At 65.4% G+C, this 25,795-nt stretch carries 22 protein-coding genes and 1 pseudogene; 11 read left to right on the forward strand and 12 right to left on the reverse strand.

Going from position 1 to position 25,795, the window contains the following annotated elements:
- Window positions 1-29 precede the first annotated feature (29 nt).
- On the reverse strand, window positions 30-512 hold the full coding sequence (locus tag G4G71_RS10515; protein ID WP_169937396.1) for a GreA/GreB family elongation factor: 483 nt from the start codon (window positions 510-512) through the stop codon (window positions 30-32).
- 124 nt (window positions 513-636) lie between these two features.
- On the opposite strand from G4G71_RS10515, the gene G4G71_RS10520 reads away from it, so the two are divergent.
- The gene (locus G4G71_RS10520) at window positions 637-1,071 is read left to right on the forward strand and encodes a hypothetical protein (protein ID WP_169937398.1); all 435 of its coding nucleotides are present in this window, start codon (window positions 637-639) and stop codon (window positions 1,069-1,071) included.
- Between the two features lie 6 nt (window positions 1,072-1,077).
- On the opposite strand, the gene G4G71_RS10525 is transcribed toward G4G71_RS10520, so the two are convergent.
- Window positions 1,078-1,536 (reverse strand): RcnB family protein, encoded by a 459-nt coding sequence (locus G4G71_RS10525; RefSeq protein ID WP_169937400.1) that lies wholly within the window; start codon window positions 1,534-1,536, stop codon window positions 1,078-1,080.
- A 269-nt stretch (window positions 1,537-1,805) separates the two neighbouring features.
- Here G4G71_RS10525 and G4G71_RS10530 point away from each other — a divergent pair, with 269 nt between their 5' ends.
- From G4G71_RS10530 to G4G71_RS10545, 4 genes are all read left to right on the forward strand, one after another.
- Window positions 1,806-2,174 carry an MbcA/ParS/Xre antitoxin family protein gene (locus tag G4G71_RS10530; protein WP_024763405.1) on the forward strand — a complete coding sequence of 123 codons (369 nt, stop codon included), beginning with the start codon at window positions 1,806-1,808 and terminating at the stop codon, window positions 2,172-2,174.
- Window positions 2,175-2,939, forward strand: coding sequence for an RES family NAD+ phosphorylase (locus G4G71_RS10535; RefSeq protein ID WP_169937403.1), 765 nt, complete (start codon window positions 2,175-2,177; stop codon window positions 2,937-2,939).
- Between the two features lie 77 nt (window positions 2,940-3,016).
- A complete protein-coding gene (locus G4G71_RS10540) occupies window positions 3,017-3,226 on the forward strand; it encodes a hypothetical protein (protein WP_169937405.1) in 210 nt (69 codons plus the stop codon).
- A 570-nt stretch (window positions 3,227-3,796) separates the two neighbouring features.
- Complete coding sequence (locus tag G4G71_RS10545) at window positions 3,797-5,161, forward strand: DNA recombination protein RmuC (RefSeq protein ID WP_169942607.1); 1,365 nt, start codon at window positions 3,797-3,799, stop codon at window positions 5,159-5,161.
- Between the two features lie 149 nt (window positions 5,162-5,310).
- Here G4G71_RS10545 and G4G71_RS10550 read toward each other — a convergent pair whose 3' ends face one another.
- The 4 genes from G4G71_RS10550 to G4G71_RS10565 all read right to left on the reverse strand — a co-directional run bounded on the left by G4G71_RS10550 (window position 5,311) and on the right by G4G71_RS10565 (window position 10,298).
- Entirely contained in the window at window positions 5,311-6,657 is a 1,347-nt protein-coding gene (locus G4G71_RS10550; protein ID WP_169937407.1) for an NAD(P)/FAD-dependent oxidoreductase, read from the reverse strand.
- An 88-nt stretch (window positions 6,658-6,745) separates the two neighbouring features.
- Complete coding sequence (locus tag G4G71_RS10555) at window positions 6,746-7,636, reverse strand: metal-dependent hydrolase (RefSeq protein ID WP_045210331.1); 891 nt, start codon at window positions 7,634-7,636, stop codon at window positions 6,746-6,748.
- Window positions 7,637-7,644: 8 nt separating this feature from the next.
- Window positions 7,645-9,417 carry an SDR family oxidoreductase gene (locus G4G71_RS10560; RefSeq protein WP_169937409.1) on the reverse strand — a complete coding sequence of 591 codons (1,773 nt, stop codon included), beginning with the start codon at window positions 9,415-9,417 and terminating at the stop codon, window positions 7,645-7,647.
- Window positions 9,414-10,298: a M24 family metallopeptidase gene (locus tag G4G71_RS10565; RefSeq protein ID WP_169937412.1), complete on the reverse strand. Its 885-nt coding sequence runs from the start codon at window positions 10,296-10,298 to the stop codon at window positions 9,414-9,416. Before G4G71_RS10565 ends, G4G71_RS10560 begins: the two co-directional genes overlap by 4 nt.
- A gap of 270 nt (window positions 10,299-10,568) precedes the next feature.
- On the opposite strand from G4G71_RS10565, the gene G4G71_RS10570 reads away from it, so the two are divergent.
- On the forward strand, window positions 10,569-11,387 hold the full coding sequence (locus G4G71_RS10570; protein ID WP_240964903.1) for a MerR family transcriptional regulator: 819 nt from the start codon (window positions 10,569-10,571) through the stop codon (window positions 11,385-11,387).
- Between the two features lie 4 nt (window positions 11,388-11,391).
- Here G4G71_RS10570 and G4G71_RS10575 read toward each other — a convergent pair whose 3' ends face one another.
- Window positions 11,392-12,300, reverse strand: a complete 909-nt coding sequence (locus G4G71_RS10575) for a LysR family transcriptional regulator (protein WP_169937414.1) — start codon at window positions 12,298-12,300, stop codon at window positions 11,392-11,394.
- An 83-nt stretch (window positions 12,301-12,383) separates the two neighbouring features.
- On the opposite strand from G4G71_RS10575, the gene G4G71_RS10580 reads away from it, so the two are divergent.
- On the forward strand, window positions 12,384-12,842 hold the full coding sequence (locus G4G71_RS10580; RefSeq protein ID WP_169937417.1) for a DMT family transporter: 459 nt from the start codon (window positions 12,384-12,386) through the stop codon (window positions 12,840-12,842).
- 153 nt (window positions 12,843-12,995) lie between these two features.
- Here G4G71_RS10580 and G4G71_RS10585 read toward each other — a convergent pair whose 3' ends face one another.
- Entirely contained in the window at window positions 12,996-16,472 is a 3,477-nt protein-coding gene (locus tag G4G71_RS10585) for a PAS domain-containing hybrid sensor histidine kinase/response regulator (RefSeq protein ID WP_169937419.1), read from the reverse strand.
- A 232-nt stretch (window positions 16,473-16,704) separates the two neighbouring features.
- Here G4G71_RS10585 and G4G71_RS10590 point away from each other — a divergent pair.
- The 4 genes and pseudogenes from G4G71_RS10590 to G4G71_RS10605 all read left to right on the forward strand — a co-directional run bounded on the left by G4G71_RS10590 (window position 16,705) and on the right by G4G71_RS10605 (window position 22,790).
- Window positions 16,705-17,303, forward strand: a pseudogene (locus G4G71_RS10590) (GNAT family N-acetyltransferase).
- A gap of 219 nt (window positions 17,304-17,522) precedes the next feature.
- The gene (locus G4G71_RS10595) at window positions 17,523-18,374 is read left to right on the forward strand and encodes a helix-turn-helix transcriptional regulator (RefSeq protein ID WP_169937423.1); all 852 of its coding nucleotides are present in this window, start codon (window positions 17,523-17,525) and stop codon (window positions 18,372-18,374) included.
- Between the two features lie 207 nt (window positions 18,375-18,581).
- Entirely contained in the window at window positions 18,582-20,747 is a 2,166-nt protein-coding gene (locus tag G4G71_RS10600; protein ID WP_169937425.1) for a TonB-dependent receptor family protein, read from the forward strand.
- A gap of 168 nt (window positions 20,748-20,915) precedes the next feature.
- The gene (locus tag G4G71_RS10605) at window positions 20,916-22,790 is read left to right on the forward strand and encodes an MFS transporter (protein WP_169937427.1); all 1,875 of its coding nucleotides are present in this window, start codon (window positions 20,916-20,918) and stop codon (window positions 22,788-22,790) included.
- A 64-nt stretch (window positions 22,791-22,854) separates the two neighbouring features.
- Here G4G71_RS10605 and G4G71_RS10610 read toward each other — a convergent pair whose 3' ends face one another.
- The 4 genes from G4G71_RS10610 to rdgC form a co-directional block, all read right to left on the reverse strand.
- Window positions 22,855-23,064 carry a cold-shock protein gene (locus G4G71_RS10610; RefSeq protein WP_015478234.1) on the reverse strand — a complete coding sequence of 70 codons (210 nt, stop codon included), beginning with the start codon at window positions 23,062-23,064 and terminating at the stop codon, window positions 22,855-22,857.
- Between the two features lie 206 nt (window positions 23,065-23,270).
- On the reverse strand, window positions 23,271-23,585 hold the full coding sequence (gene sugE, locus G4G71_RS10615) for a quaternary ammonium compound efflux SMR transporter SugE (protein WP_169937429.1): 315 nt from the start codon (window positions 23,583-23,585) through the stop codon (window positions 23,271-23,273).
- A gap of 134 nt (window positions 23,586-23,719) precedes the next feature.
- On the reverse strand, window positions 23,720-24,676 hold the full coding sequence (locus G4G71_RS10620; RefSeq protein WP_169937432.1) for a bile acid:sodium symporter family protein: 957 nt from the start codon (window positions 24,674-24,676) through the stop codon (window positions 23,720-23,722).
- 72 nt (window positions 24,677-24,748) lie between these two features.
- Window positions 24,749-25,669: a recombination-associated protein RdgC gene (rdgC, locus tag G4G71_RS10625; RefSeq protein ID WP_169937434.1), complete on the reverse strand. Its 921-nt coding sequence runs from the start codon at window positions 25,667-25,669 to the stop codon at window positions 24,749-24,751.
- Between the last annotated feature and the right edge of the window lie 126 nt (window positions 25,670-25,795).

Genomic DNA, 25,795 nt, shown 5'->3' on the forward strand with positions numbered 1-25,795 from the left:
CTCGACTGCTGCTTTGCAGGGCGCAAGCGTCAACAGACGTCGAGGATTTCATAGCGTTGGCGTGCGCTGCCGGTTCCCACTTCGACTTCATCGCCGGGGTGACGCTGAAGCAGGGCGCTGCCCAGTGGGGCGCGGGTGGTGATGACCAGGATTTCGGTGCCTTCGTGCTGCACCTTGAGGCCGGCTCCGTCCGGGCCGAGGAATACCCAGCGCTGCTGGTCGCGCTCGTTGATCAGTTGTACCAGGGCACTGGCCTGGATGCCCTGTTCCTCGTCGAAATCGCGCAATTGAAGGTTCTCGAACAGCGAGAGGGCCTGGCGGATTTCTTCCACGCGACGTGATTGGCCTGCGGCGAGGTAGGCCGCTTCCAGGCCGAGGGTATCGTACTTGTTCTCGGCGATGTTTTCCTCGTGGGTCGCGGTCTCGTGGGCCGTCTGGGCGGCGCGCACGGCAACCTCCAGGTCTTCGGTGAGGCGAGCGAGGATCAGTTGGTAGACGCGTTTCTTGTCCATGGCGGCAGGCTGGAAATAAAGCCGCCTATCCTAGGGCCTTTGCCCAGTCCTGCGAAGGCGCTTTCAAGATTTTCCGGCAGCAGCCGATAGAGCGGCTGAACTCCCGGTACAAAGGACATCCGGCATGAGCCTTTCGATTACCTCGGCGAACCAGGCTTTCGCCAGTCAGCTACGCGTTGCCACCTCAACTACCACTGATACGCAGGCCGACAGCGCCAATGAAAGCTCCGGCAGCCCGCGTCTGCAGGCCGGCGGAACGGCGCAAAGCGAGAAGAGCAGCAGCTCCGCCAGTTCCGGCAAAGCCAGCACCACCGTTGAGCAATTGCAGAAGCGCCTGAAGGAATTGCAGAAGCAGTTGCAGCAGGAGCAGCGGGAGCTGGCCGACGCACAGAAGCGTCACTATTCCTCGGATGCCGAGCGCACCGCGGCGCTGATGGCCCTGCAGAGCCGCATCGCCAGTACCAGCGCAGCCATGCAGCAGACCGCCGCGGCGTTGGCCGAGGCGATCCGCAGGGCCGGTGGCAGTGGCGCCGGCTCGATGCTCAGCGCCAGTGCCTGAAGTAGATCAATAGCCGGCCAGGATGTTGACGATCAAGCCGCTGGCGATCGCTACCAGGATGTAGTCGCCGTTCACGTACAGCCAGCGATGGTCGTGCGGCGGTGCGTACAGGTGGCGCGCTTGCCAGTCGGTGACCCAGTAGCGGTCGCCGCGATAGTTCGGCTCCACGATCACGCCGCGGCGCCAGTCGCGGTGGGGCACGGGCATGCCGGCCTGAGGGCGGTAGTCCGGGTTCCTGTAGTAACGCGGATCCGCGTGGCCATTGCGCCCCTGGTTGTAGTTGCCGTGAGGCTGCTGTTGCTGGTCCGATCGTTGCTGCTGCTGGGGCGGCCGCTGCTGTTGTTGCGGCGGTCGATTGTCCGGATGGTTCGGGCCATTGTCCGGGCCGCCCCCCGGCTGGGCGAAACTCGCCAGCGGGCTGCCGAGCATCAGGGCGGCACAGAACAGGGCGACAGACTTCTTCATGGTGTTTCTCCTGGCGCAGCCGGCGTTGCCGGTGCGTGGCTCCTGCTTTCATCTCCCGGACGATCCGGGTGCTTCATGAGACCGCGTCGTCGGGTCAATGAATGCCAAGCCTAAGTAAATGTTCGGTAAAGAAATTCTCCGCTTTGTCAGCGCTTTGATACGGGGCTGTCGGGGGCGAGCGGCAGGTGACTTTTACCGCACTGCAGTCTTTGTGTGGTTACAGCATTTGGTGATATGTTTGCAGCAAATGCACTTGTTGGAGCTTTGCCATGAGCGCACTGCTGAAGGAAAACCCGGCTGCCGATACCGTCCTCGCGAAGGCGGTGTTGACTGCCCGCGAGCACCTGGCGATGACACAGCAGGAGCTGGCTGCCATCGTCGGTGTGGACCGCAGCGCGGTGAGCCGCTGGAAGCAGAATGGCCTGCGCGTGGACAGCAAGACCGGCGAGCTGGCGTTGCTGCTGGTGCGCATCTACCGCGCGCTGTTCGCTCTGTTTGGCGGTAATCATGAGGACATGCGCCACTTCCTGCGCACCGAGAACCGCCACCTGGGCGGCGTGCCGCTGCAGTTGATGGAGCGGGTGCAGGGGCTGGTCGCAGTGGTCGAGTACCTGGACGCCATCCGGGGCAAGGTCTGAATGTCCTTCGAAGCCGGCGCTCGCCTGTGGGCGAAGTATGAGGACTCGGTCGTCGCTCCCATCCGTGGGCGTCTGGTGCGACTGGTGGAGAGCCAGGGCCAGGTGGCGACGCTGCAACTGGTGGACACTCTGGAAGAGCAGGCACTGCTGGAAGAGTTGCTGGAAACCAGCAAGCCGCGCATGCCGCCCAGCGCCGAGCCGCTGCATTACCTGCTGAAGACACCGTTTCGCTACCCGCCGCTGCGCTGGGGCTCGCGCTTCGGCCGGCGGCATGAGCCGAGCCTGTTCTACGGCGCGCTCAAGCTGGAAACGGCGATGGCGGAATCGGCGTTCTACCGCTTCGTGCTGTGGGAGGGGATGGCCACGCCGCCGCCCAGTGGACGGATCCTTTCCGAGCACGCCTCCTTCGAGGCACGCTTCCAGGTGCAGAAGGGAGTGCGGCTGCACCTGCCGCCGTTCCGCGAGCACGCGGCCCTGCTCGATCCACAGGATTACAGCGTGACGCAGGGGATGGGCAGTGCGATGCGCGATGCGGGGGTGGAGGCTTTCGAATATCGTTCGGCGCGTTGCCCGCAGGGGGGCATCAATGTGGCGTTGTTCGTGCCTTCGGCCTTTACCGAGAAACGCCCGCGCAACCTGATGCCCTGGCTCTGCGAGACGACTTCGGAGTATGTCGCCTTCAAGCATGCCCAGGTGCCCGACAGCCCACGCATCTACCGGCGCGAACAGTACCTGGTGGACGGCAGGCTGCCCCATCCGGCCTGACCGTTCATCGTTTCGCCACTTACGCGTCATGTTGTGCGGTGTATGTTTCGGGATGGCCAAGCAGGGAGTGCCAGACCATGGATATACGGATAGCCGTCCATCCCAGCGACGATCGTCGCTGGCGTGTGTACCTCAATCAATTCTTCTATGACTGCAAGAGCCGCAGTTCGGCCGAGCGTATTTATGCGCGGGTCTGCGCCGCGGAGCAGTTGGCGATTCAGCTTCCCGAACCACCTCGCATCATCCGGCCGCAGCGTGTGCCGCGGCGCCAGGTTCAGATCGCCTGAAGTTTGCCGGGCATCGGCGTCGGAAAACGGACCTTCCGGCCTGTGCAGTGCCCGGCAGCAAGCACTGCCTGCCTGAGAACACTTCTTATCCACTGCCCTGAAACGGGGCGGTCGGCTGCTGCGTGGCGCGCACTTGTGCACAATGCTGACGCACTCTGTCAAGCCCCCGAAACATTGCACTTGGCCACCCCCTGAATTTCCTTGCGTTTTTTAACTTATTGAAAAATAAGGAGAATTTTGATTGGTGAAAAAATCACCAATCTGTCACACGGCCCCAGTTCACTGGGGGTATGGGCTGTTTTCAGCAAGTTCTCCACCGAGTTATCCACAGCTTCTGTGGATTGTCCCGAGCGCTTGCTCAGGAGCCTTGTCCCAGGGCCTTTACGGCGGACGAGGCCGCTCCCGGCGAGCGGCTGTTAGACTGGCGCGATCCTTTGCCACACCTCGGAGTCCTGCATGCCCCTCGATCTGTCCGCCCTGTTGATCGGTGCGCTCGCCGGATTGCTGCCCATGGCCGCGCTTGCCTGGCGTCTGCAAGCGCGAAGGGTGGAGGTGGAGCAGGAGGCGACCCTGCTGCGCGAGCGGCTGGCGACGGCGCAACTGGCTCAGGACGGGCTGTCCGCGCGGGCTGAGGCGGATCGCGATGCTTTCCAGCGCTTGAGTGGCCGGCATGGCGAACTCTCCGCCGAGGCGGCGGCGCTACGCCGCGAAGTTGAACTGGGCAAGGAAGAGCGGGCCCGCCTGGGTAACGCCGAGCAGGACTGGCAGGCCGAGCGCGCCGACAAGGAAACCGAGCTGCGCCGTCTTTCCGCCGAGCACGCGGCGCTCTCTGCCGAGCTGCGCGAGCAGCAGGACAATCACCAGCAACGCCTGGGCGACCTGCAATCGGCGCGAGACGATCTGCGGGCGCAATTTGCCGAGCTGGCCGGGAAGATCTTCGACGAGCGCGAACAGCGTTTTGCCGAGTCGAGCCAGCAGCGTCTCGGACAGTTGCTCGACCCGCTCAAGGAACGCATCCAGTCCTTCGAGAAACGTGTGGAGGAGAGCTACCAGGCCGAGGCTCGGGAGCGTTTCTCTCTGACCAAGGAGCTGGAGCGCCTGCAGCAGTTGAACCTGCGCCTGGGTGAAGAGGCCACCAACCTGACCCGCGCGCTGAAGGGCCAGAAGACCCAGGGCAACTGGGGCGAGCTGGTGCTGGAGCGCGTGCTGGAGCATGCCGGCCTGGAGAAGGGCCGTGAGTACGAAACCCAGGTCAGCCTACGCGCGCCGGATGGCGAGCGCTTCCAGCCGGATGTGCTGATCCGCCTGCCCGGCGACAAGCAGGTGGTGGTGGACGCGAAGGTCAGCCTGACGGCTTACCAGCAGTTCATTGCCGCCGAGGACGAGGTGATCCGCCAGCAGGCTCTCAAGGCCCATGTGCTGTCACTGCGCAACCATGTGAAGGGGCTGTCCGGCAAGGATTACCGACGCCTGGAAGGGCTGCACAGCCTCGACTTCGTGCTGCTGTTCATGCCAATCGAAGCGGCTTTTTCGGCGGCGCTGCAGGCCGAGCCGAACCTGTTCCAGGAGGCCTTCGAGCGCAACATCGTGATCGTCAGCCCGACCACCCTGCTGGCCACGCTGCGGGTGATCGACAGCCTGTGGCGCCAGGAGCGGCAGAACCAGAACGCCCGCGAGATCGCCGAGCGCGCCGGGGCGCTGTACGACAAGTTCGTGCTCTTCGTGCAGGACCTGGATGAGATGGGGACCCGCCTGCAGCAGTTGGACAAGACCTACGCCGCTGCGCGCAACAAGCTCTGCGAAGGGCGCGGCAACCTGATCAGCCGCGCCGAGCAGGTAAAACTGCTGGGTGCGCGGGCGAGCAAGAACCTGCCGTCGGAGTGGCTGGAGCGGGCATTGAGTGACGATGCGCCGCTGGTGGAAGAGGGCGAGTAGGCCCGGCTTGCAAACGGACCTGTAGGAGCGAGCTTGCTCGCGAACCCCTATCTCTCGTACACATCCATGGCCGACGGGGCCTGTTCGCGAGCAAGCTCGCTCCTACGAAGAGCCCAGCGTTGTTTCCGCGGTGGGGCGTATGCGCTCCGTCAGAACAGGGAGTAGGGCTTGCCCGCCGTGCCATCGGCGAATCGCTGCAGCCGGAAGGCGTGCAGGTCCATTCCGGGATCGCCCCTGTGTATCCACTGGCTCATCAACTGGCCGACGATCGGCCCCATGGCGAAGCCGTGGCCGCAGAAGCCCGTGGCGATCAGCAGTCCGGGTACTTGCGCGGGTGCATCGAGCACCGGAATGCCATCGGGCAGCACGTCGATCAGTCCCGCCCAGCTTTCCACGACTTTCACATTGCGTAGTGCCGGGAAGGCCTTCGCCAGATTCTGCTGTGCCGTGAAGACACGCGCGGTGTTTGCCTTTACCTGTGGATCGCGCTCGCCGAGTACTGGGCCGTTCACGCTCCTTTCCGAACCGGGCAGGCGCTGGCGCAAGTCGTGGAACAATGCGCCGTTGAGCTTGAAGGAGAAGCCCGCACGATGCTCCGGCAGGTGCGGCAGGTAGTATTTGGCGCCGCGCAGGTAGTCGAGGTTCAGGTCGATGTCGGCCTGGGTTTCGTCAGCGAGGTTGATGCTGCCATCGGCACGCTGGCGGAAGCCGATGCCGTGGCCGATGAAGCTTTGAGCGCCAACGTCCGGGCCGGGGCTGGTGCGCGAAACGGTGCAACGTACGGCCTGTTGCGGCAGTTCCAGGCCGAGGCTCTGCACCAGGCGCCAACTGCTGGCGCCCGCGCAGATCAGCAGGTGTCGGGTTTTCACATAGCCGCGTTCGGTCTGTACGCCGCAGACGGCGCCGGCGGCGCGGTCGATGCCGGTGACGCCGCAGCCTTCGACGAACATGGCGCCACGCTCAATGGCACGCAGCGCATAGCCGGGCGCCACGCGTCGCGGCTCGGCCTGGCCGTCATTGGCGGTGTACAGGGCGCCCAGGGCGGGATCGCTCAACGCCGGCATCAGCTGCGCGACTTCCGCGCGGCCCAGCAGCCGGGTGCCGAGGCCGAAGTTGGCGGCGACCTTCAGCCAGTCTTCGTACTTGCGCTGCTGCTCGGGTGTTTCGGCCAGGTACAGGCAGCCGCCCTGGCGCCATTCCAGCGGCAGTTGCAGCTCCTCTTCCAGGCGTTCCCACAGCGGGATCGCCGCCATCATCAACGGCACCTCCGCCGGATCGCGCGCCTGCTGGCGGACGAAGCCCCAGGCGCGGGTGGATTGCTGGCTGGCGATCCCGGCCTTGTCCAGCACCAGTACGCTCAGGCCCTGGCCGGCGAGCTGCCAGGCGGTGGCGCAGCCCATGATGCCGCTGCCGGCGATGACCACGTCCACCTGCTCCGGCAGGCGCTCCACACGGGAGGAAAGGGCGGGGTGAAGCGGATAGGTTCCCATCGGCATACGGCGGCATCCTTGAGTCCAATAACGGATGCCGCAGTATGCGATTGACGTGCGCCGCGCATCCACTGCGCGGGCGCGCCGACAGGCCCTATGAAGCGCGCGCGGCCCGGCTGGCGGCCGGCGAGCGGGCCAGGTAGTCCAGGGCTTCCTGGGTGTTGGCCTCGTGGTCCGGGTGGTACCAGGGCTTGAAGTAGCGCAGGAAGCTGGTGGCCAGGGAGCTGATCTTCGGCAGCACGCCAGACTTCGAACCATCGCGCCAGATCGCGGCGAAGGAGCGTGGTTTGGCGATGGTCGGGTCCTGCCGCGACAGGGTGCGGGTGCCGAAGGCGAACAGATAGATGATCAGCGGCCACACCACGAACATCCACAGCTGCCGGCTGACGAAGGTGCCGCCCAGATGCACGTGCAGGTCATGGGCGACATTGCGGTGCTCCACTTCCTCGGCGCCGTGCCAGCGGAAAAGGTCGAGCAGCACCGGATCGGCCTTGGCGCGGTCCAGCGCATCGGCTTCGAGAATCCACTTGCCGAGGATGCAGGTGAAGTGCTCCACCGCCGCGACGATGGCGCAGCGCTGGCCGATCCACCAGCGCTTGAGCCAGGGAGTGCGATTGAACAGTTCGATACCCAGCGGCGTGTCGCTGAGCAGCTGTTCGAACAGGTAGTCCATGACTTTCAGATAGCGCGTGGAGTCGATGCCGTGGTGGCTCAGGTAGCGCTCCAAGGCACCCGAGTGGGCGCGGGCGTGCATGGCTTCCTGGCGGATGAAGCCCTGCACGTCCTCGCGCAGCCGGCCTTCCTTCACGAAGGGCAGGGCCTTGTTGTACAGCCGGCAGAACCACAGTTCGCCCGCCGGCAGCATCATGTGGATGACATTGATCGCGTGGGACGCCTCGGGCTCGCCGGGAATCCAGTGCAGCGGCGAATCGGTGTAGTCGAACTGCACCTTGCGTTGCACGAGCTTGTGATGATGATCGTTCATGGCAGTTCTCAGGCAGTGAGATTAAGGCGGGCGAACAGGCGCGACAGCCAAGGCATGAAGCGCCATTGCAGGGCGCCCAGGTGCACTTCGCTGCCGACTTTCACCACCGGCTGGTTGCGTTCCACCGCGCGGGTGATGCGTTCGCCGACGGTGTCCGGGCTGAGCCGGCGCCGACGGTAGAAGCGCTGCACCTTGGCGCGGTGTTTCGCCTGTTGTTCGTCATCCAGGCCGGCGAAGCGCGTGGCCTGGACGATGCCGGTGTCGACGAAGCCCGGGCAGGCCGCGCTGACGCCGATGCCATGGCCCGCCAGTTCGGCGCGCAGGCACTCGCTGAGCATCAGCACTGCGGCCTTGCTGGTGGCGTAGGCCGGATAGTTGCGTGATGGCGCGAAAGCCACGCCGGAGGCAACGTTGACCAGGTGCCCCGGCTTGCCGGCCTCGACCATCTGCTTGCCGAACAGCCGGCAGCCGTCGATCACGCTCCACAGGTTGATGCGCAGCAGGCGCTCCCATTCCTGCGGGGTGGTCTTGAGCATCGGCCCGGCCATGCCGATGCCGGCGTTGCTGACCACCACGTCGGGCACGCCGAGGCTGCTCTTCACCCACTGCGCGAAGCGCTCCATGGCGGCGCTGTCGCCCACATCCACGCAATAGCTGCGAGCCGTGGCGCCGACCGCGCGGGCCAGCTCGGCACTACGTTCGGCAGCGGCCGGGTCGATGTCTGCGGCCAGCACGCTGGCGCCGCGTTCGGCGAAGCTCAGCAGGGTCGAACGACCGATACCGCCGCCCGCGCCAGTGACCACCACCAGCTTGCCGGCAAAGGGGCCGGCGCCGGGTTTCAGTGCCGCGCGCTGCAGCTCCGGGGTGGCTTCGCCGCCCTCGATGTGGCTGACGAATTCGTCGATCCACTTGCCCAGCCGGGTCGGTTCGGCGAGTAGTTGCCAGTGGCCGGCAGTGACATCGCGGCGCCACAGGCGTGGCGCCCACAGCGAGAGCTGCTGGAAGAGTTGCTGGCCGACGTAGCGGTCGCGGGTCGGCACGATGAGTTGTACCGGCACCTCGGTGTGGCGCTTGCGCGGCTTGAAGATCGAGGTGATGAAGTTGGCCCGGTAGAGCTTCACGCCGTGCTCGCCATCGCTGGCCTGGTGCGGGTTGCACACCGGGTTGCGGATGCCTTCGACCTTGCGCAGGTACTGCGGCCACGCCTTCGCCGCGCCGAACCGCCAGGACAGCGATGGCAGCAGCGGCAGGTGGAAGTAGTAGATGTACCAGGAATGCAGCAGCTGGCTGGCCATCTGCAGCAGCGCGCGCGGCGTCTTGCGGCGCAGGCGATCGCGCATCCAGAAACCGACGTGGTCCAGGCAGGGGCCGGAGACACTGGTATAGGACGCGATGCGGGCGCGAAGTTGTGGATCGGTGACGCTTTCCCAGGTCTGGATCGAGCCCCAGTCGTGGGCCACCAGATGCACCGCGCGCTGCGGGCTGACGGCATCGAGCACGGCCTTGAGGTCCTGGCTGAGAAGTTCCAGGCGGTAGTCGCGGGTCTTGCGCGGCTTGTCCGATTCGCCGGCGCCGCGCACGTCGTAGGCCACCAGTTGGAAGCGCCCCGAGAGGTGGCGGATCAGCGGCAGCCAGGTTTCATGGTTGTCCGGGTAGCCGTGGACGAACAACACCATCGGCAGGTGCGCCTCGCCCCAGCGCCAGACGGCCAGGCGTACGTTGCCGGACTGCACGTCCAGCCGTTCCGGCGCCGGCAGGGTCTTCTCCAGCATGGCGTTCATGCCACCTCCCGCCGCGCCGGGGCGCTGATCAGGCCTCGCTCGGTCCAGCGGCGCACGTGGGGCAGGTCGTCGTCGAGCCAATAGGCGTCGTCCTCGGTGACCACCAGCAGCTCCTCGAACTTGGCGCCCACGCCGCGCAGGCCCAGGTGCGGCTCGACGGCCCAGAGGCCCGGCGTGGGCGCATGTTGCGAACGATCATTGCTCGACCACAGCGGCGACCAGCCCTCGCGGCGGCCGGTGATCAGGGCGTTCTTCATCAGGGTGGCGATGTTGCGCACGCCAAAGCGCGCGACCGACGGGCCGGTGTTGCGCGCGCCAAGTTTTTCCACGCGGTGCGCCAGCACTTCGAAGGGATAGGCCTTGTGCCGCGGCAGGGTGCCCTGGCGGTGGCAGAGGCGGTCCACCGACTGGCTGACCTCGGCCAGAGGCAGGCGCTGGCGCACTTGTTCGACGATCAGGTTGCGGTGTGCCAGCAGGTCGTCCATCAGGCGCTCCACCAGCAGGTTGTGGCCCAGTGCGCCGGAGTAGCCGACGTCGGCGGTGTAGGCGCCCAGGGTCGGTGCGCAGTCGAGGATGAAGGGCATGCCTTCCTCCAGACGCTGCTTGCCGGGGTAGAAGGCCAGGTTGAAGCCGCCCAGGTGGCGCAGGCCGTCGAAGCCCTTGAAGGAAGTGCGGGTGCCGAACCAGGCGAAGGGTTGGTGGAACCAGTCGCGCACGCCGTGATCGAGCAGCCAGGTCTTCATCAATGCGGCGGTCTCGCGCTCGCTGATGCCCGGGCGCAGCTCGCCGGCAATGGTTTCGCAGCAGCGGTAGGCCAGTTGCTGAATCTCGCGGAAGTGCCGCAGGTCTTCGGGGGTGGGCACCCAGGCGCCTTGGGACATGACTTTCTCCAGGCTGGTTGTTGTTATCGTTACATCGAGCGATGTCACGATCGATGCTGACCCATCGGCTGCCATTGCGCCATGCGTGCGTGGCGGGCCTGGAGTGTTACCGGAGCGGAGAGCCGCTGGCGGCGCGGGTTGTGGGCGGGAGCGGGGAATCCGGTGGGTGCAGTTCCCGTCTTTGGTTGGGCCTCGGGGATGAGAAGGGGATCACCGAAGGATTAATCCTTCCGATTGTTCCGCGGGCATGTCGATGGCTATCATCCGGCCATGAGCACACCCCTGAACCTCCTGCAGCGCCTGCTGCAGCGCCCGGACGACGCGCCTTCCGCGCTGGAAGACGAGCGCGAGTATTCCGTGGATGAACTGGCCCGCGAGGGCGGCACCACGGTACGCAACCTGCGCGCCTACCAGGATCGCGGCCTGTTGCCGCCGCCCGAGCGCCGGGGCCGCGCCGGGGTGTATTTCGCCAGCCACCTGCGCCGCCTGCGGCTGATCAACCGCCTGCTGGAACGCGGCTACAACATCGCCAATATCAAGGAGCTGCTGCAGAGCTGGGAAAGCGGCCATGACCTGGACCATGTGCTCGGCCTCGACGAAGCCATCGTCGGGCCATGGAACCTGGAATCGCCCGGCAGCATCGAGTTCAGCGACCTGCAGGCGCTGTTTGGCGATGAGCTGAACGACGCCGTGATCGACCAGGCGCTGGCGCAAGGGCTGCTGGCGTTCGATGGCGAGCGCATCAGCATTCCCAGTCCGCGTCTGTTCAATGCCGGTGTCGAACTCTACCGTGCGGGTATTCCGTTGGCGTCGTTGCTGGATCATCTGGCTGTATTGCGCAGTGATACGGAACACTTGGCCGCCGGCATCGTGCGCCTGGTGGTGACCCACCTGGTGGACAAGCCCGGTGCCGATCTGCTGCCCGGCGCGGCCGATCTGGAGCGCCTGGCCGAAGTCTTCCAGCGCCTGCGGCCGGTGGCCGAACAGGTGGTGCTGGTGGAGCTGGCGCGAGGCCTGAAGCGCTCGGCCAACGAGATGCTCGGCGAGCGCGTCGGGGAAATCCTCCGTCGCCTGGAAACTCCGGAATAAGCAGTCAGCTGGCTGCCTGGGCCAGCCTGCCACGCAGCCAGCGTCGCGCCGGGTCATCCTCGCTGGCCTCCGACCAGATTTGCACGAAATCGAACGGTGCCAGTTTCAGCGGCGGCTCGAAGCTGGCCAGGCCGTGGCTTTCGAGATCCTCCGGAAGCATCCGCGCAGCAATCGTCAGCACCAGGTCGGTGCCCGCCAACAGGCTGGGCGCCACGCTGAAATGCGGCACGGTGGAGGCCACCTGACGGCGCCGGCCGAGTTTTTCCAGATGACTGTCGATCTCTTCCGCCGGGCTCTGCTGCAGGGCGACCCGCAGGTGCGGAGCGGCGAGGTAGGCGTCGAGGTCCAGGCGCTTGCGGCCGCCCAGGGTTTCGCTTGAGCACAGGCAGACAAAGCGTTCCTCGAACAGGCGCTGCACGCGCAGCCCTTCCGGCAGCATCGGGAAGACCCCGAGGGCGCCATCCAGTTCGCCGCTCGCCACCTGCTCGGCCATGCCCCCGCGCGAAGCCTGGCGGACGTCCAGGTGAATGCCCGGCGCCTCGCGGCGCAGGACCGGCAGCAGCGTCGGCAACACCACCCAGGCGCCGTAGTCGGACATGCCCAGGCGCAGCTCCAGCTCGGCGCTGGCCGGATCGAAATCATCGCCCAGCACCAGCCGACGTACGCCACCGAGGATTTCCCGCAGCGGGCCGGCCAGCTCGAAGGCGCGGCGGGTCAGTTGCATCTGGTTGCCGGCGCGCACCAGCAGCGGGTCATCCAGCAGGTCGCGCAGGCGGTTCAGCGCGTGGCTCACCGCCGGCTGGGTCATCGCCAGCCGCTCGGCGGCGCGGGAGACATGGCGCTCTTCCAGAAGGGCATCGAGGATCACCAGCAGGTTGAGGTCGATGCGGCGCAAGTCATGAATCGAGTGCATTCAGGCTGTACCAATCATTCATTTCCATGCGCTGGATGGATAGCAGAAGCTGAGCCCCATCGACAAGCCATGGAGAATCTTCGATGTCGAAACTGCTTCTGCTATTGCCTGCCATTGGCGTGGGCGCTCTGGTTGCCTTGCAGGCCGGCAGCAACTCGCTGCTGGGGCGCCAATTGGGTCATCCGCTGAGTGCCAGCCTGACCTCGCTGGGTGTCAGCCTGGCGGCGGTGATCGTTGCGTTGCTGGCGTTCCGCGTACCGCTCCCGGCCGCCGCCGGAATCGCCACCACGCCCTGGTGGGGCTGGCTGGGTGGGCTGTTCGGTGCGGCGTATCTGACGGTGGCGGTGATGCTGGCGCCGCAGCTGGGCGCGGCAACCTTCCTCGCCTGCGTGGTGGCGGGGCAGATGCTGATGTCGGCGCTGTGCGACCAGTTCGGCTGGGCCGGTTTTTCGGTGCGGCGGTTGTCGCCCGAAGGCTATCTGGCCATCGGGCTGATCATTGCCGGGGTGGTGTTGTTGCAGTGGCGGGGGAGGGTGGTTTGAAGTATCGCTGGCTGCCGGCGTTGGGCGGGTTCGCGAGCAAGCTCGCTCCTACAGTCAATGCTGACTTTGGAGCGTTTTTTGTAGGAGCGAGCTTGCTCGCGAACCGCGCGAACCGCGCGAACCGCCGCCGCTGCGAACGAACGGCGGGCGGACTTATCTCAGGCTCAGATGCCGACTCAACAACGCCCGCAGCGCCGCTGGCTTCACCGGCTTGGGCAGGAAGTCCAACCCAGCCGCATGGATCTGCGCCACCAGTTCGGGGCGGGCGTCCGCGCTGATCACCACGCCCGGCACCGGCTCGCCCAGGCGAGTGCGCAGCCAGGCCATGAGGTCAGTGCCCAGCTCGCCGTCGTCCAGGTGGTAGTCGATCAGCGCCAGTTGCGGGCGCGCGTCGCCGTCGAGCAGGGCCTGGCATTCTTCGCGGCTGCGTGCGGTGAGCACGCGGCAGCCCCAGCGGGTCAGCAGGCTGTTCATGCCGGTGAGAATGCTGTCTTCATTGTCGACGCAGAGCACCTGCGCGCCGTTGAGCTGTTCCGGGGTTTCCACCTTGTGCCCGTTCAGTGGCGCCGGGGCAGGTTGGCGAGCCAGCGGTACGCTGACGCTGAACACGCTGCCCTTGCCCGGCCAGGAACGGACTTCCAGGCGATGGTCGAGCACCTTGCACAGCCGGTCGGCGATGGCCAGGCCCAGGCCCAGGCCCTTCTCGGCGCGGGTCTGGTGGCTGTCCAGGCGTTTGAATTCCTCGAAGATCACCTGCAGCTTGTCCGGTGGGATGCCGGGGCCGTGGTCCCAGACTTCCAGGCGCAGGTGCCCGGCCTCGCGGCGTACACCAAGCAACACGTGACCCTTGGCGTAGCGGAAGGCATTGGTGAGGAAGTTCTGCAGCACGCGGCGCAGCAACTTGATGTCGCTTTCCACGCGCAGCTTGCTGCCGCGTACGTGGAAGTCGATGCCGTGCTCCTGGGCCAGTACGCGGAATTCTACGCCGAGGGTGTCGTACAGGTTGCTCAGCGGGAAGGCCGCGACGTCGGCGCTGACGCGGCCGCCTTCCAGGCGCGAGATGTCCAGCAGGTCGGTGATCAGGTCTTCCGCCGAGCGCAACGAGGAGTCCAGGTGGCGCACCAGTTCGGTGGCTTCCTCGGGCAGTTTTTCCTGATGGGCGAGGGCGGCGGAGAACAGTCGAGCGGCATTCAGCGGCTGCATCAGGTCATGACTCACCGCGGCGAGGAAACGCGACTTCGACTGGTTGGCCGCCTCGGCCGTACCCTTGGCCTCGGTGAGGGCCTGATTGAGCTGCGACAGCTCGAAGGTGCGCTCTTGCACGCGCTGCTCCAGGCCTTCGTTGGCGTCCTTCAGGCCCTGCTCGGCGTCGCGGTAGTTGGTGATGTCGGTGAAGCTCATGACGAAGCCGCCGCCGGGCATCGGGTTGCCGATCAGCTCGATCACCCGGCCGTTGGGGAACAGCCGTTCGGAGGTGTGCGGCGTGCCCTGGCGCATCCAGTACAGTCGCTTGGCGACGTGCAGGTCCGGGTCGCCCGGCCCGCAGAGGTTGCGCTCGGCGTTGTAGCGGATGATGTCGGCAATGGGGCGGCCGACGTAGATCAGCCCGTCCGGGTACTCGAACAGTTCGATGTAGCGGTGGTTCCAGGCCACCAGGCGCAGCGACTGGTCGACCACGCTGATGCCCTGGGTGATGTTCTCGATCGCGCCCTGCAGCAGCGCGCGGTTGAACTGCAGCACCTCGGAGGCTTCGTCGGCGATCTTCACCACGTCCTCCACCTGCATCTCGCGGCCTTCGATGGCGGCCTTCACCACGGCGCGCGCAGAAGAGGCGCCGAGCACGCCGGCGAGCAGGCGTTCGGTGTGGGCGATCCACTCGTCGTTGGCGTTCTGGCTGGGGGTGAAGCCCTTGCCCTGGCGGTAGGCGAAGCGGATGAAGCTCTGCCGCGCACGTTCCTCGCCGACGAAGCGGGCGGCGAGCATCAGCAGGTCTTCCAGCTGCACGGCGAGCATCGAGCGCGAGCTGAGCTTCTGGGAGATTTCCTGGCCGATGAAGCGGCTGGCCTGCCAGTGCTCCGAGACGCGGGTGCGGGAGAACACCGAGACCAGCCCGAACAGCGCGAAGTTGCCGATCAGCGAGAGCAGTACGCCCAGGGTCAGCGGCTCGATGGACAGGCCGAACGGGCGGCCGGCGAGCCAGGCCAGGCCGGGGAAGGTTTCCAGCGGCCAGCCCAGGCCCTTGGCGACGACCGGCAGCACCAGGGTATAGGCCCAGAGGAAGGAGCCAGCGGCGAGGCCGGCGAACACGCCGCGGCGGTTGGCCTGCTTCCAGTACAGCGCGCCGATCATTGCCGGGCCCAGCTGGGCGATGGCGGCGAAGGCGATCTGGCCGATGGTGGCCAGGCTCGCGGTGGAGCCCAGCAGGCGGTAGCTGACATAGGCCAGCAGGAGGATCAGCGCGATGCTCACCCGGCGCACGGTCAGCAGCCAGTGGCGGAACACCTCGAAAGGCTGCTCGGCCTCGCCTTTGCGGCGCAGCAGCCAGGGCAGCAACATGTCGTTGGAGACCATGGTGGACAGCGCCACGCTGGCGACGATCACCATGCCGGTGGCCGCCGAGGCGCCGCCGATGAAGGCCAGCAGCGCCAGTGCCGGGTGGGCTTCGGCCAGCGGCAGGCTGATCACGAAGGAGTCCGGCATGACGCCAGCCGGCAGGTGCATCTGCCCGGCGAGGGCGATGGGCACCACGAACAGCGCGGCCAGCACCAGGTAGATCGGGAACACCCAGCGCGCCAGGTTCAGATCGCGCGGCTCGATGTTTTCCACCACCAGCACGTGGAACTGGCGCGGCAGGCACATGATCGCGGTCATCGCCACGCCGGTCTGCAGCAGCATGCCCGGCCAGTGCACGGTTTCCTTCCAGTACTCGTTGAGCTGCGGGGCGACGCGGGCCTTGTCCAGCAGGTCGCCGAAGCCGTCGTAGAGGCCGTAGGTGACGAAGATGCCGACGGCGAGGAAGGCGGTCAGCTTCACCAGGGATTCGAAGGCGATCGCCAGCACCATGCCGCGGTGGTGCTCGGTGACGTCCAGGTTGCGGGTGCCGAAGACGATGGTGAACAGCGCGAGGATCAGCGACACGATCAGCGCCGTGTCCTGGGCGCGGATGCCAGTGGAGTCGGGGCCGGCGCCGATCAGCAGGTTCACCCCGAGGACGATGCCCTTGAGCTGCAGGGCGATGTAGGGCAGCACGCAGACCACGCAGATCAGCGCCACCACCACCGCCAGTGCCTGGGACTTGCCGTAGCGCGCGGCGATGAAGTCGGCGATGGAGGTGATGTTCTCCTGCTTGCTGATCATGATCATCTTCTGCAGCACCCAGGGCGCGAAGAGCATGAGCAGCACGGGGCCGACATAGATCGGCAGAAACGACCACAACTGGTCGGCGGCCTGGCCGACGGCGCCGAAGAAGGTCCAGCTGGTGCAGTACACGGCCAGCGAGAGGCTGTAGACCCAGGCGCGGACACGCGGCGAAAGAGGGGCGCGACGGCGGTCGCCATAGAACGCGATGGCGAACAGGACCGCCATGTAGAGCAGGGCGACCGTTGCGATCAACCCACTGGACAACGACATGCTGACTCCGGAAATGAACTGGCTCCCCCGCAGGAGCACTGGCAGCAGTTTCGCACCAAAGTCCGGAACTGTCAGACGCCTGCTACCAATGTCTCAGTGGCGCTGTGTCGCGCTTCTCACTTGAGGGGCAGGCGCGGTACTGGTAGCTTGCCGGGCTTTTCGCGGTCCGTCCGTCGCGCCCGGCTGGGTACGCGGCACTTCGCCGGGCCGCTACGCTCTGATGTGAGCGAAGATTTCGCGTCGTGTTTCGAGGAGGGCGCCATGTTCAGACCGTTACCCATCACCTTGCAGCGCGGGGCCCTGCGCCTGGAGCCGATGGTGGAGGCCGACGTGCCGGACCTGGTGACGCTGGCGGAACAGAACCGCGACGTCCTGCAGTTCATGAGTGCGCCGGGGCGCCCGGACTGGTACCGCCAGGGCCTGGCCGATCAGCGCGAGGGCCGCGCCCTGCCGCTGGTGGTGCGCCTGGGCAACCAGATCGTCGGCACCACGCGCTTCATGGACTTCCTCCCGGCGCTGCCGGCCTGCGAGATCGGCGCCACCTGGCTGGACCAGGGCCAGCACGGCAGCGGCCTCAACGCCACCATGAAGTACCTGATGCTGCGCCACGCCTTCGACAGCTGGAAGATGGTCCGCGTGCAGTTCAAGACCGCCGCCAGCAACGAACGCTCCCAGCGCGCCATCGAGAAGCTCGGCGCCGTGCGCGAGGGCGTGCTGCGCAACCACCGGCGCCTGGCCGGCGGGCGGCTCGACGACACCATCCTGTACAGCATCACCGACCAGGAATGGCCGCAGGTGAAGGCTGCGCTGGAAGCTGGGTTCGCCGGCTGAGTGATACTCTGCACCGCTTGCCCCCTCACCCTAACCCTCTCCCCAAGGGAGAGGGGACTGTTCGGCGCAGGAGGAAACTATCGTGTCAGCCGGCACAGACGCCTCCCTCTCCCTCTGGGAGAGGGCGGGGGTGAGGGAAAGCCCGGACGCCATTTTCCAGTAATGGCTGATATGCCTGCAGGGCACGGCATACGAAGAGTCCCTTGACGGGAGTGGTAGATGGCAGAAGACCACGCAAGCGGCGAACGCACCCGCTTCTGGCGCGCCCAGGAGCTGGGCGGCGTAGAGCTGCTGCACGCGCGCTATATCGAGCAGGTGTTCTCGCCCCACGTCCATGAAGGCTTCGCCTTCGTCATGATCGAGCAGGGTGCGCAGCGCTTTCACCATCGCGGCGCCGAGCACTTTGCCCCGGCTGGCAGCGTGGTGCTGATCAACCCCGACGAGGTCCACACCGGCTCCAAGGCCGACGAGGCCGGCTGGCGCTACCGCGGTTTCTATCCGGAGCTGGCGCAGGTTTCCGGAGTGCTGGAGGAGCTTGAACTGGGCAAGGGTGGCACGCCATCTTTCGATGCCAGCGTGGTGAATGATCCGGAACTGGTGCAGGCACTGTTCGCCGCGCACCGGTTGGTGGATTCCGACGCCACTGTTCTGCAGCGCCAGACCTGCTGGCGCGAGGCGCTGCTGTTGCTGTTCCAGCGTCACGCGCGAATTCCTGAAGCGCCGCCCGCGGGCAACGAACCAGTGGCGGTAGCGCGGGCCCGCGAGCTGCTCGGCTCGCGGTTGATGGAACCGCCGTCGCTGGAGGAACTGGCCGCGGCCGTCGGGCTGTCTGCCTTCCACTTCGCCCGCGTGTTCCGCAAGGCGACCGGCCTGCCGCCCCATGCCTGGCTCAAGCAGCGTCGGCTGGAGCAGGCGCGGGCGCTGCTCAAGCAGGGCTGCATGCCAGTGAACGTGGCGATGCAACTGGGCTTCGCCGACCAGAGCCATCTCAGCCGGCAGTTCAAGCAGGCCTACGGTGTCGGCCCTGGCGAATATCGCCAGGCTTGTGCACGGTCGTTCCGCCAGGCCTGACGTTTCCGCCGTATTCCCCTGAAGAACCCTGCCCTTGATGGGGTGCCGACTTTTTATCGACACGCCATTGAGCGATCGTTCGATACGACGAAAAGAGAATCTGAGTCAACCGGAATATTTTTTCATTTGCGATATATTTGCATTTACAAAATTTACATTCGGTTTTAATTTGCCGCCCCTTCACGAAGTACCCGGGGAGGGGGAAGCATGTCGCACGTTCGTTCGTGGTCGCGCCTGGCGATCGCCGTTGCCCTGGCCACGCCGCTGCTGCCGGCGCAGGCCGAAGAAGACACCAAGGAACTGGAGACCGTCACCGTCGTCGGTGACTGGCTCGGCGAGGCCGATCAGCAGGTGGTGCAGAACCACCCCGGCGCGCGCACCGTGGTGCGCCGCGAGCAGATGATCGAAGAGGGCGCGCAGAACGTGCGCGACGTGCTGCGCGGTATTCCCGGCGTGCAGGTGCAGGACAACAACGGCACCGGCGGCAGCGATGTTTCCCTCAACGTCGGCGTACGCGGCCTGACCTCGCGCCTGTCGCCGCGCTCCACCGTGCTCATCGATGGCGTCCCGGCCGCCGTGGCACCTTACGGCCAGCCGCAGCTGTCGATGTTCCCGCTGTCGGTGGGCAACCTCGACAGCGTCGATGTCGTGCGTGGCGCCGGTTCCGTGCGCTATGGGCCGCAGAACGTCGGCGGGGTGATCAACTTCGTCACCCGGGCGATTCCCAAGGAATTCTCCGGTGACGTCGGCAGCACCGTGGAAACCGCTTCCCACGGCGGCTGGAAGAAGCTCTACAACGCCTTCCTCGGCGGCACCGCCGACAACGGCATGGGCGCTGCGCTGCTGTATTCCGGCGTGAAGGGCGCGGGCTACCGCGACAGCAACGACGCCACCGACATCGACGACGTGATGTTCAAGACCCACTGGGCGCCCACCGATGTCGACGAGTTCTCCGCCAACTTCCACTACTACGACGGCAGCGCCGACATGCCCGGCGGCCTGACCCAGGCGCAGTTCGACAAGGACCCGTACCAGTCGGTGCGCGACTACGACAACTTCAGCGGTCGTCGCAAGGACGTCTCGCTCAAGTACAAGCGGCAGATCGACGACCTCACCCAGGTCGAAGTGCTGACCTACTACAGCGACAGCTTCCGTGGCAGCAACATTGCCAACCGCGACCTCAAGACCCTGGCGTCCTACCCGCGCGACTACCACACCTTCGGTATCGAGCCGCGCGTGTCGAAGATCTTCATGGTCGGCCCGACCACCCAGGAAGCCAGCATCGGCTATCGCTACCTGAAGGAGGCGATGCACGAGCGCGCCAGCCAGGTCGGCCTGGTGAACAACATCCCGACGCCGATCCCCGGCGCCGACGGCCACACCTACCAGGACCGCACAGGCGGTACCGAGGCGAACTCCATCTACCTCGACGACAAGATCGACGTGGGCAACTGGACCGTCACCCCGGGCATCCGCTTCGAGCGCATCTCCACCGACTGGCACGAGCGCCCCGTGCTCGACAACAAGGGCAAGCCGGTCCAGGAGAAGAACCGCAGCAAGGACTACAACGAGCCGCTGCCGGCGCTGGCGGTGATGTATCACCTGTCGGACGAGTGGAAGCTGTTCGCCAACTACGAGACCTCCTTCGGCAGCCTGCAGTACTTCCAGCTCGGCCAGGGCGGCAGCGGCAACGACACCGCCAGCGGCCTGCAGCCGGAGAAGGCGAAGACCTACGAAGTGGGCACGCGCTATGACAACGGCACCTGGGGTGGCGAAGTCACGCTGTTCTACATCGACTTCGACGACGAGCTGCAGTACATCAGCAATGACGTGGGCTGGACCAACCTGGGCGCTACCAAGCACCAGGGCATCGAGACCTCCGCGCACTACGACATGGCTGCGCTGGACCCGATACTCGCCGGACTGACTGCCTATGGCACCTTCACGTATACCCGCGCTACCTACGAAGGTGAGATCCCTTCGTTCAAGGGCCGTGATCTGCCGCTCTACTCGCGCCAAGTGGCAACCATCGGCCTGCGCTACGAGCACGACCGCTGGACCTACAACTTCGACGGTTTCGCCCAGTCGGGGCAGCGCGCGCCCGGCCCGACCACCAACTCCAACGGCAGCTTCACCGGCAACTACATCACCGAGCCGAGCGCCGATGGCCAGTACGGCGACATCCCCGGCTACGTGCTGTGGAACGCCCGCGTGGGCTACGACTTCGGCCCGCAGGCGTCGAACCTGAAGGTCGCCGCCGGGGTGAAGAACATCTTCGATCAGATGAACTACACCCGTTCCAGCGACAACAACGCCGGGATTTACCTGGGCGAGCCGCGCACTTTCTACGTGCAGGGCAGCGTCGGCTTCTGACGTCTTCCCGGCTCATTGAAAAGCCCGTCCTTCGCGACGGGCTTTTTCTTGCACGGATTACGGCGTTCGAATGGATTTGTGCGGAAAATGTGGCTTTTCTTCACGCTGTTGCCGTCATATCCGTGCTGTCATTCCGGCTCAAGGCCGCTACGCAGGTAAACAAGGACGATGTCTCAACACTCGCAATTCGCCCTGCTGGGCACCAAGCGATTCCTGCCCTTCTTCATCACCCAGCTGCTGGGTGCCTTCAACGACAACATCTTCAAGCAGTCGCTGATCCTGGCGATCCTCTACCACCTCACCGTCGGCGGTGACCGCAACCTGCTGGTCAACCTCTGCGCGCTGCTGTTCATCCTGCCGTTCTTCCTGTTCTCCGCCCTGGGCGGCCAGTTCGGCGAGAAATTCAACAAGGACGCGCTGATGCGCGCGCTGAAGCTGGCCGAGATCGTGATCATGGCGGTTGGCGCCGCGGGCTTCGTGTTCGGCAGCCTGCCGCTGCTGTTCCTCGCGCTGTTCGCCATGGGCACGCACTCGGCGCTGTTCGGCCCGGTGAAGTACTCGATCCTGCCGCAGCACCTGCGCGAGGACGAACTGGTGGGCGGTAACGCGCTGGTGGAGATGGGCACCTTCCTCGCCATCCTCTGCGGCACCATCGGCGCCGGCGTGCTGATGTCGCGGCAGGACTATGCAGCCGGCGTCGGCATCGCCGTGGTGCTGGTGGCTGTCTGCGGTTTCCTCGCCAGTCGCAAAATTCCCCGTGCGGCGGCCGCGCTGCCGGACCTGAAGGTCGACTGGAACATCTTCCGCCAGTCCTGGAGCATCCTCCTGCTCGGCCTGCGCCAGCGCCCGGCGGTGTCGCGCTCGCTGGTGGGCAACTCCTGGTTCTGGTTCCTCGGCGCGGTGTACCTGACGCAGATCCCGACCTACGCCAAGGAGCTGCTGCACGGCGACGAGAGCGTGGTGACACTGATCCTCACCGTGTTCTCGGTGGGTATCGCACTGGGCTCGATGCTCTGCGAAAAGCTTTCCGGCAAGAAGGTGGAGATCGGCCTGGTGCCCTTTGGCTCCATCGGCTTGAGCCTGTTCGGCATCCTCCTGTGGTGGCATTCGGGCGGCTTCCCGCAGGGCGAGCAGCCCTACAACTGGCTGGCCGTGCTGGAGCATTCGCAGTCCTGGGCGGTGCTGGCCGACATCCTCGGCATCGGCATCTTCGGCGGCTTCTACATCGTGCCGCTGTATGCGCTGATCCAGGCGCGCACCGAGGAAGACAAGCGCGCGCGGGTGATCGCGGCGAATAACATCCTCAACGCGCTGTTCATGGTGGTGGCGGCGATTGTCTCGATCCTGCTGTTGTCGGTGGCGAAGCTGACGATCCCCGAGCTGTTTCTTGTGCTCTCGCTGATGAACGTCGCGGTGAACGTGTACATCTTCAAGATCGTGCCCGAGTTCACCATGCGCTTCCTGGTCTGGCTGCTGACGCACTCGATGTACCGGGTGGATCATCGCAATCTCGAAGCCATCCCCGATGAAGGCCCGGCGGTGCTGGTGTGCAACCACGTATCCTTCGTCGATGCGCTGCTGATTGCGGGGTCGGTGCGGCGCCCGGTGCGCTTCGTCATGTACTACAAGATCTTCCGCATCCCGGTGCTCAATTTCATCTTCCGTACGGCCGGTGCGGTGCCGATCGCCGGGCGTAACGAGGATCCGGAGACCTACGAAAAGGCTTTCGCCAGGGTTGCCGAATACCTGCGCGAAGGAGAGGTGGTATGCATCTTCCCCGAGGGCATGCTGACCCTGGACGGAGAGATGAACGAGTTCCGCGGCGGCGTGGAGCGCATCATCAAGGAAACGCCGGTGCCGGTGATCCCGATGGCGCTACAGGGGTTGTGGGGCAGCTTCTTCAGCCGTGACCCGCACAAGGGCTTCTTCCGTCGGCTGTGGTCGCGAGTTTGTCTGGTGGCTGGTCAGCCAGTGGCGCCGGAAGAAGCCAGGCGCCTGCTGCTGCAGGAGCAGGTGGCCGAGCTGCGTGGCGCGGTACGCTGAGCCTGGTGGCGGAAAAGAAAAAGCCCCGGCATTGCCGGGGCTTTTTCGTGGTGCAGGACGAGGATCAGATAACCTGAACTTCGTCAGCCTGCAGGCCTTTCTGGCCTTCAACAACGATGAAGGAGACCTTCTGGCCTTCCTGCAGCGACTTGAAGCCATTGCCCTGGATGGAGCGGAAGTGAACGAACACATCGTTGCCGCTTTCCGGGGTGATGAAACCGAAGCCTTTAGCGTCGTTGAACCACTTGACGGTGCCGGTCTGACGATTGGACATGGAATTACACCTTGAACTATTGAAGATTGTTTTGCGGAAAAGGTCCGCGCTCGTCCTGAGTTGCAAGGTGCAGTCGAAGCCGGGTGGTGGGGAATGGCCCCACCAGGTCACGAGCCACAGTGACCCTAGCAAACACAGTGGCCCGCAGCATACCGACAAATTTTCGGGAAAGCGACAGCCCGCCGGTATCGAGAACCGATACAGCGTCAGTGGCTCATTTTCAGTCCGACCAGTCCGCACAGAATCAGCGCGACGCTGAGCATGCGCATTGGCGCCATGGACTCGCCGAACAGCACGATCCCGACGATCACGGTGCCGACAGCGCCGACGCCGGTCCAGATCGCGTAGGCGGTGCCCAGCGGCAGATTTCTCATGGCCAGGCCCAGCAGGCCCATGCTGGTGATGATCGCCAGCACGGTGAGAATGGTCGGTATCGGTCGGGTGAAACCTTCGGTGTATTTCAGGCCGACGGCCCAGCCCACTTCGAACAGGCCGGCGACGAACAGAATGATCCAGGACATGGAGCTCTCCAGACGGTGGATGGAATGGAGGGCCGTCCCCGCTGGAGCACCGGAAGGTGGTGAGGTCGTCCTCACAATGTGCATTATTTTGCACAAAAGCAGTGCGCCGGGCAACCCGGCGCCGGATGATTGCCCTATTGCGGGGCTTCTTTCTGGACGGATGGCTCGTCGGTCATGCGACGGAACCAGGTGGAAAGCGTGGCGCCGGAAATGTTGTGCCAGACGCTGAACAGCGCGCTGGGTACGGCCGCCAGCGGCGAGAAGTGCGCGCTGGCCAGGGCCGCGCCAAGGCCGGAGTTCTGCATGCCAACTTCCAGCGCCAGTGATTTGCGCTGCGCCAGCGGCAGGCCGAAGACCTTGGCGGTGAAGTAGCCGAGCAGGAAGCCGAAACCGTTGTGCAGAATCACCACGGCCATGATCAGCAGGCCGGATTCGGCGATCTTCGCCTGGCTGGCCGCGACCACGGCGGCGACGATGATCACGATGGAGACCACCGAGACCAGCGGCAGCACGTCCACCACATGGCGTACTCGTGCGCCGAGCACACGCTGGGCCACGAGGCCCAGCACGATGGGGACCACGACGACCTGCAGGATCGACCAGAACAGCGCGCCGAAGGAGACCGGCAGCCAGGCCGAGGCCAGCAGCCAGATCAGCGCCGGTGTCAGCAGCGGGGCGAGGAGGGTGGTCACGCCGGCGATGGCCACGGAAAGCGCCAGGTCGCCGCGCGAGAGCCAGGTCATCACGTTGGAAGCGGTACCGCTGGGGCAGCAGCCGACCAGGATCACGCCCACGGCGATTTCCGGCGGCAGGTGCATCAGTTGGCAGAGCAGCCAGGCCATGCCGGGCATGATCACGAAGTGGGCGATGACGCCGAGGGTGACACGCCAGGGATGCCGGGCGACTTCGGCGAAGTCCTCGACCTTGAGCGTCAGGCCCATGCCGAACATCACCACGCCGAGCATGGGGATGATGGCGACGGTGAACGGGGTGAAGAGGGAGGGAACGAAGAACGCCAGGATGGCGAAGAGCAGCACCCAGAGGGCGAAAGTGTTGCCCATGAAGCGGCTGAGCAGGATGAGAGCACGCATGGGCCGTCCTTCTTTTTATGTGGGCCTTATTGTGTTGTCAGGCGCCGCGTGTGCGCGGCGCCTGAGGGGGCATCAGATGCCTTCGGGCATCGCCTCGCCGCCGAGCGCTTCGATCAGCGCCGGGATGAACTCGGCGAAGGTCAGCATCATCAGGGTGAAGCTGGCGTCGAGCTGGCCGAGGGCGTCTTCGCCGCCGTCCTGCTCCGCCTTCTCCTGCAGCATGTCTTCGAAACGAAGACGCTTGATCGCGACCTTGTCGTCGAGGACGAAGGACAGCTTGTCCGACCAGGCCAGGGACAGCTGGGTAACCAGCTTGCCGGCGGTCAGGTGCAGCTGGATTTCCTCGCTGGTCAGGTCCTGGCGCTTGCAGCGCACCACGCCGCCGTCTTCGTGGGTGTCACGCAGCTCGCACTCGTCGAGGACGAAGAAGTCGCCGGCGGCTTCCTGGGTCTTCACCCAGTCGGTCAGGGTGGCGGTCGGCGCGGTCTTCACGGTCAGCGGGCGAACCGGCAGCGAACCCAGGGCCTCGCGCAGGGTGGACAGCAGATCTTCAGCCTTCTTCGCGCTGGAGGTGTCGACCAGGATCAGGCCGAGGCTCGGGGCGATGGCGGCGAAGGTCACCGAACGGCGGATGAAGGCGCGCGGCAGCAGGGTCTGGACGATTTCGTCCTTGAGCTGGTCGCGTTCCTTCTTGTAGACCTTGCGCATCTGCGCGGCTTCGATCTCGTCGACCTTCTCCTTGAGTGCGTCACGCACCACGCTGCCGGGGAGGATGCGCTCTTCCTTGCGTGCACTGATCAGGAAGAAACCCTCGCTGGCGTGAACCAGCGGCGCGTCCGGGCCCTTGCCGAAGGGGGCGGAGAAACCATAGGTAGTCAGCTCCTGGCTGGCGCAGGAGCGCGCCGGTTTGCTGGCCAGGGCCTTTTCCAGGGCATCGGCGTCGATCTGCAGATCCTGGGTGAGGCGATATACGAGCAGATTGCGGAACCACATGAGGGGCTAACTCCTGGACACAAAGGAGCCATTATTCCGTTCGGCGCGGTTCAGGCCAACCCCGTTTCGTCATTCGCCCTCTTCATCTAAGCCTTTGGAACATCTGAAAATTTTTTTCATCGAGGG

Origin of the sequence: Pseudomonas multiresinivorans (assembly GCF_012971725.1) — a bacterium.
Classification (GTDB): domain Bacteria; phylum Pseudomonadota; class Gammaproteobacteria; order Pseudomonadales; family Pseudomonadaceae; genus Pseudomonas; species Pseudomonas multiresinivorans.

What these genes read in the sequence shown, in the direction of transcription:
- G4G71_RS10610 (WP_015478234.1), bottom strand. Translation starts at nt 23,064, where the DNA reads ATGTCCAATCGTCAGACCGGCACCGTCAAGTGGTTCAACGACGCTAAA.
- G4G71_RS10570 (WP_240964903.1), top strand. Translation starts at nt 10,569, where the DNA reads ATGAGCACACCCCTGAACCTCCTGCAGCGCCTGCTGCAGCGCCCGGAC.
- G4G71_RS10525 (WP_169937400.1), bottom strand. Translation starts at nt 1,536, where the DNA reads ATGAAGAAGTCTGTCGCCCTGTTCTGTGCCGCCCTGATGCTCGGCAGC.
- G4G71_RS10515 (WP_169937396.1), bottom strand. Translation starts at nt 512, where the DNA reads ATGGACAAGAAACGCGTCTACCAACTGATCCTCGCTCGCCTCACCGAA.
- G4G71_RS10560 (WP_169937409.1), bottom strand. Translation starts at nt 9,417, where the DNA reads ATGAACGCCATGCTGGAGAAGACCCTGCCGGCGCCGGAACGGCTGGAC.
- G4G71_RS10580 (WP_169937417.1), top strand. Translation starts at nt 12,384, where the DNA reads ATGTCGAAACTGCTTCTGCTATTGCCTGCCATTGGCGTGGGCGCTCTG.
- G4G71_RS10535 (WP_169937403.1), top strand. Translation starts at nt 2,175, where the DNA reads ATGTCCTTCGAAGCCGGCGCTCGCCTGTGGGCGAAGTATGAGGACTCG.
- G4G71_RS10530 (WP_024763405.1), top strand. Translation starts at nt 1,806, where the DNA reads ATGAGCGCACTGCTGAAGGAAAACCCGGCTGCCGATACCGTCCTCGCG.
- rdgC (WP_169937434.1), bottom strand. Translation starts at nt 25,669, where the DNA reads ATGTGGTTCCGCAATCTGCTCGTATATCGCCTCACCCAGGATCTGCAG.
- G4G71_RS10550 (WP_169937407.1), bottom strand. Translation starts at nt 6,657, where the DNA reads ATGCCGATGGGAACCTATCCGCTTCACCCCGCCCTTTCCTCCCGTGTG.
- G4G71_RS10585 (WP_169937419.1), bottom strand. Translation starts at nt 16,472, where the DNA reads ATGTCGTTGTCCAGTGGGTTGATCGCAACGGTCGCCCTGCTCTACATG.
- G4G71_RS10565 (WP_169937412.1), bottom strand. Translation starts at nt 10,298, where the DNA reads ATGTCCCAAGGCGCCTGGGTGCCCACCCCCGAAGACCTGCGGCACTTC.
- G4G71_RS10540 (WP_169937405.1), top strand. Translation starts at nt 3,017, where the DNA reads ATGGATATACGGATAGCCGTCCATCCCAGCGACGATCGTCGCTGGCGT.
- G4G71_RS10575 (WP_169937414.1), bottom strand. Translation starts at nt 12,300, where the DNA reads ATGCACTCGATTCATGACTTGCGCCGCATCGACCTCAACCTGCTGGTG.
- sugE (WP_169937429.1), bottom strand. Translation starts at nt 23,585, where the DNA reads ATGTCCTGGATCATTCTGTTCGTCGCCGGCCTGTTCGAAGTGGGCTGG.
- G4G71_RS10600 (WP_169937425.1), top strand. Translation starts at nt 18,582, where the DNA reads ATGTCGCACGTTCGTTCGTGGTCGCGCCTGGCGATCGCCGTTGCCCTG.
- G4G71_RS10555 (WP_045210331.1), bottom strand. Translation starts at nt 7,636, where the DNA reads ATGAACGATCATCATCACAAGCTCGTGCAACGCAAGGTGCAGTTCGAC.
- G4G71_RS10620 (WP_169937432.1), bottom strand. Translation starts at nt 24,676, where the DNA reads ATGCGTGCTCTCATCCTGCTCAGCCGCTTCATGGGCAACACTTTCGCC.
- G4G71_RS10595 (WP_169937423.1), top strand. Translation starts at nt 17,523, where the DNA reads ATGGCAGAAGACCACGCAAGCGGCGAACGCACCCGCTTCTGGCGCGCC.
- G4G71_RS10605 (WP_169937427.1), top strand. Translation starts at nt 20,916, where the DNA reads ATGTCTCAACACTCGCAATTCGCCCTGCTGGGCACCAAGCGATTCCTG.
- G4G71_RS10520 (WP_169937398.1), top strand. Translation starts at nt 637, where the DNA reads ATGAGCCTTTCGATTACCTCGGCGAACCAGGCTTTCGCCAGTCAGCTA.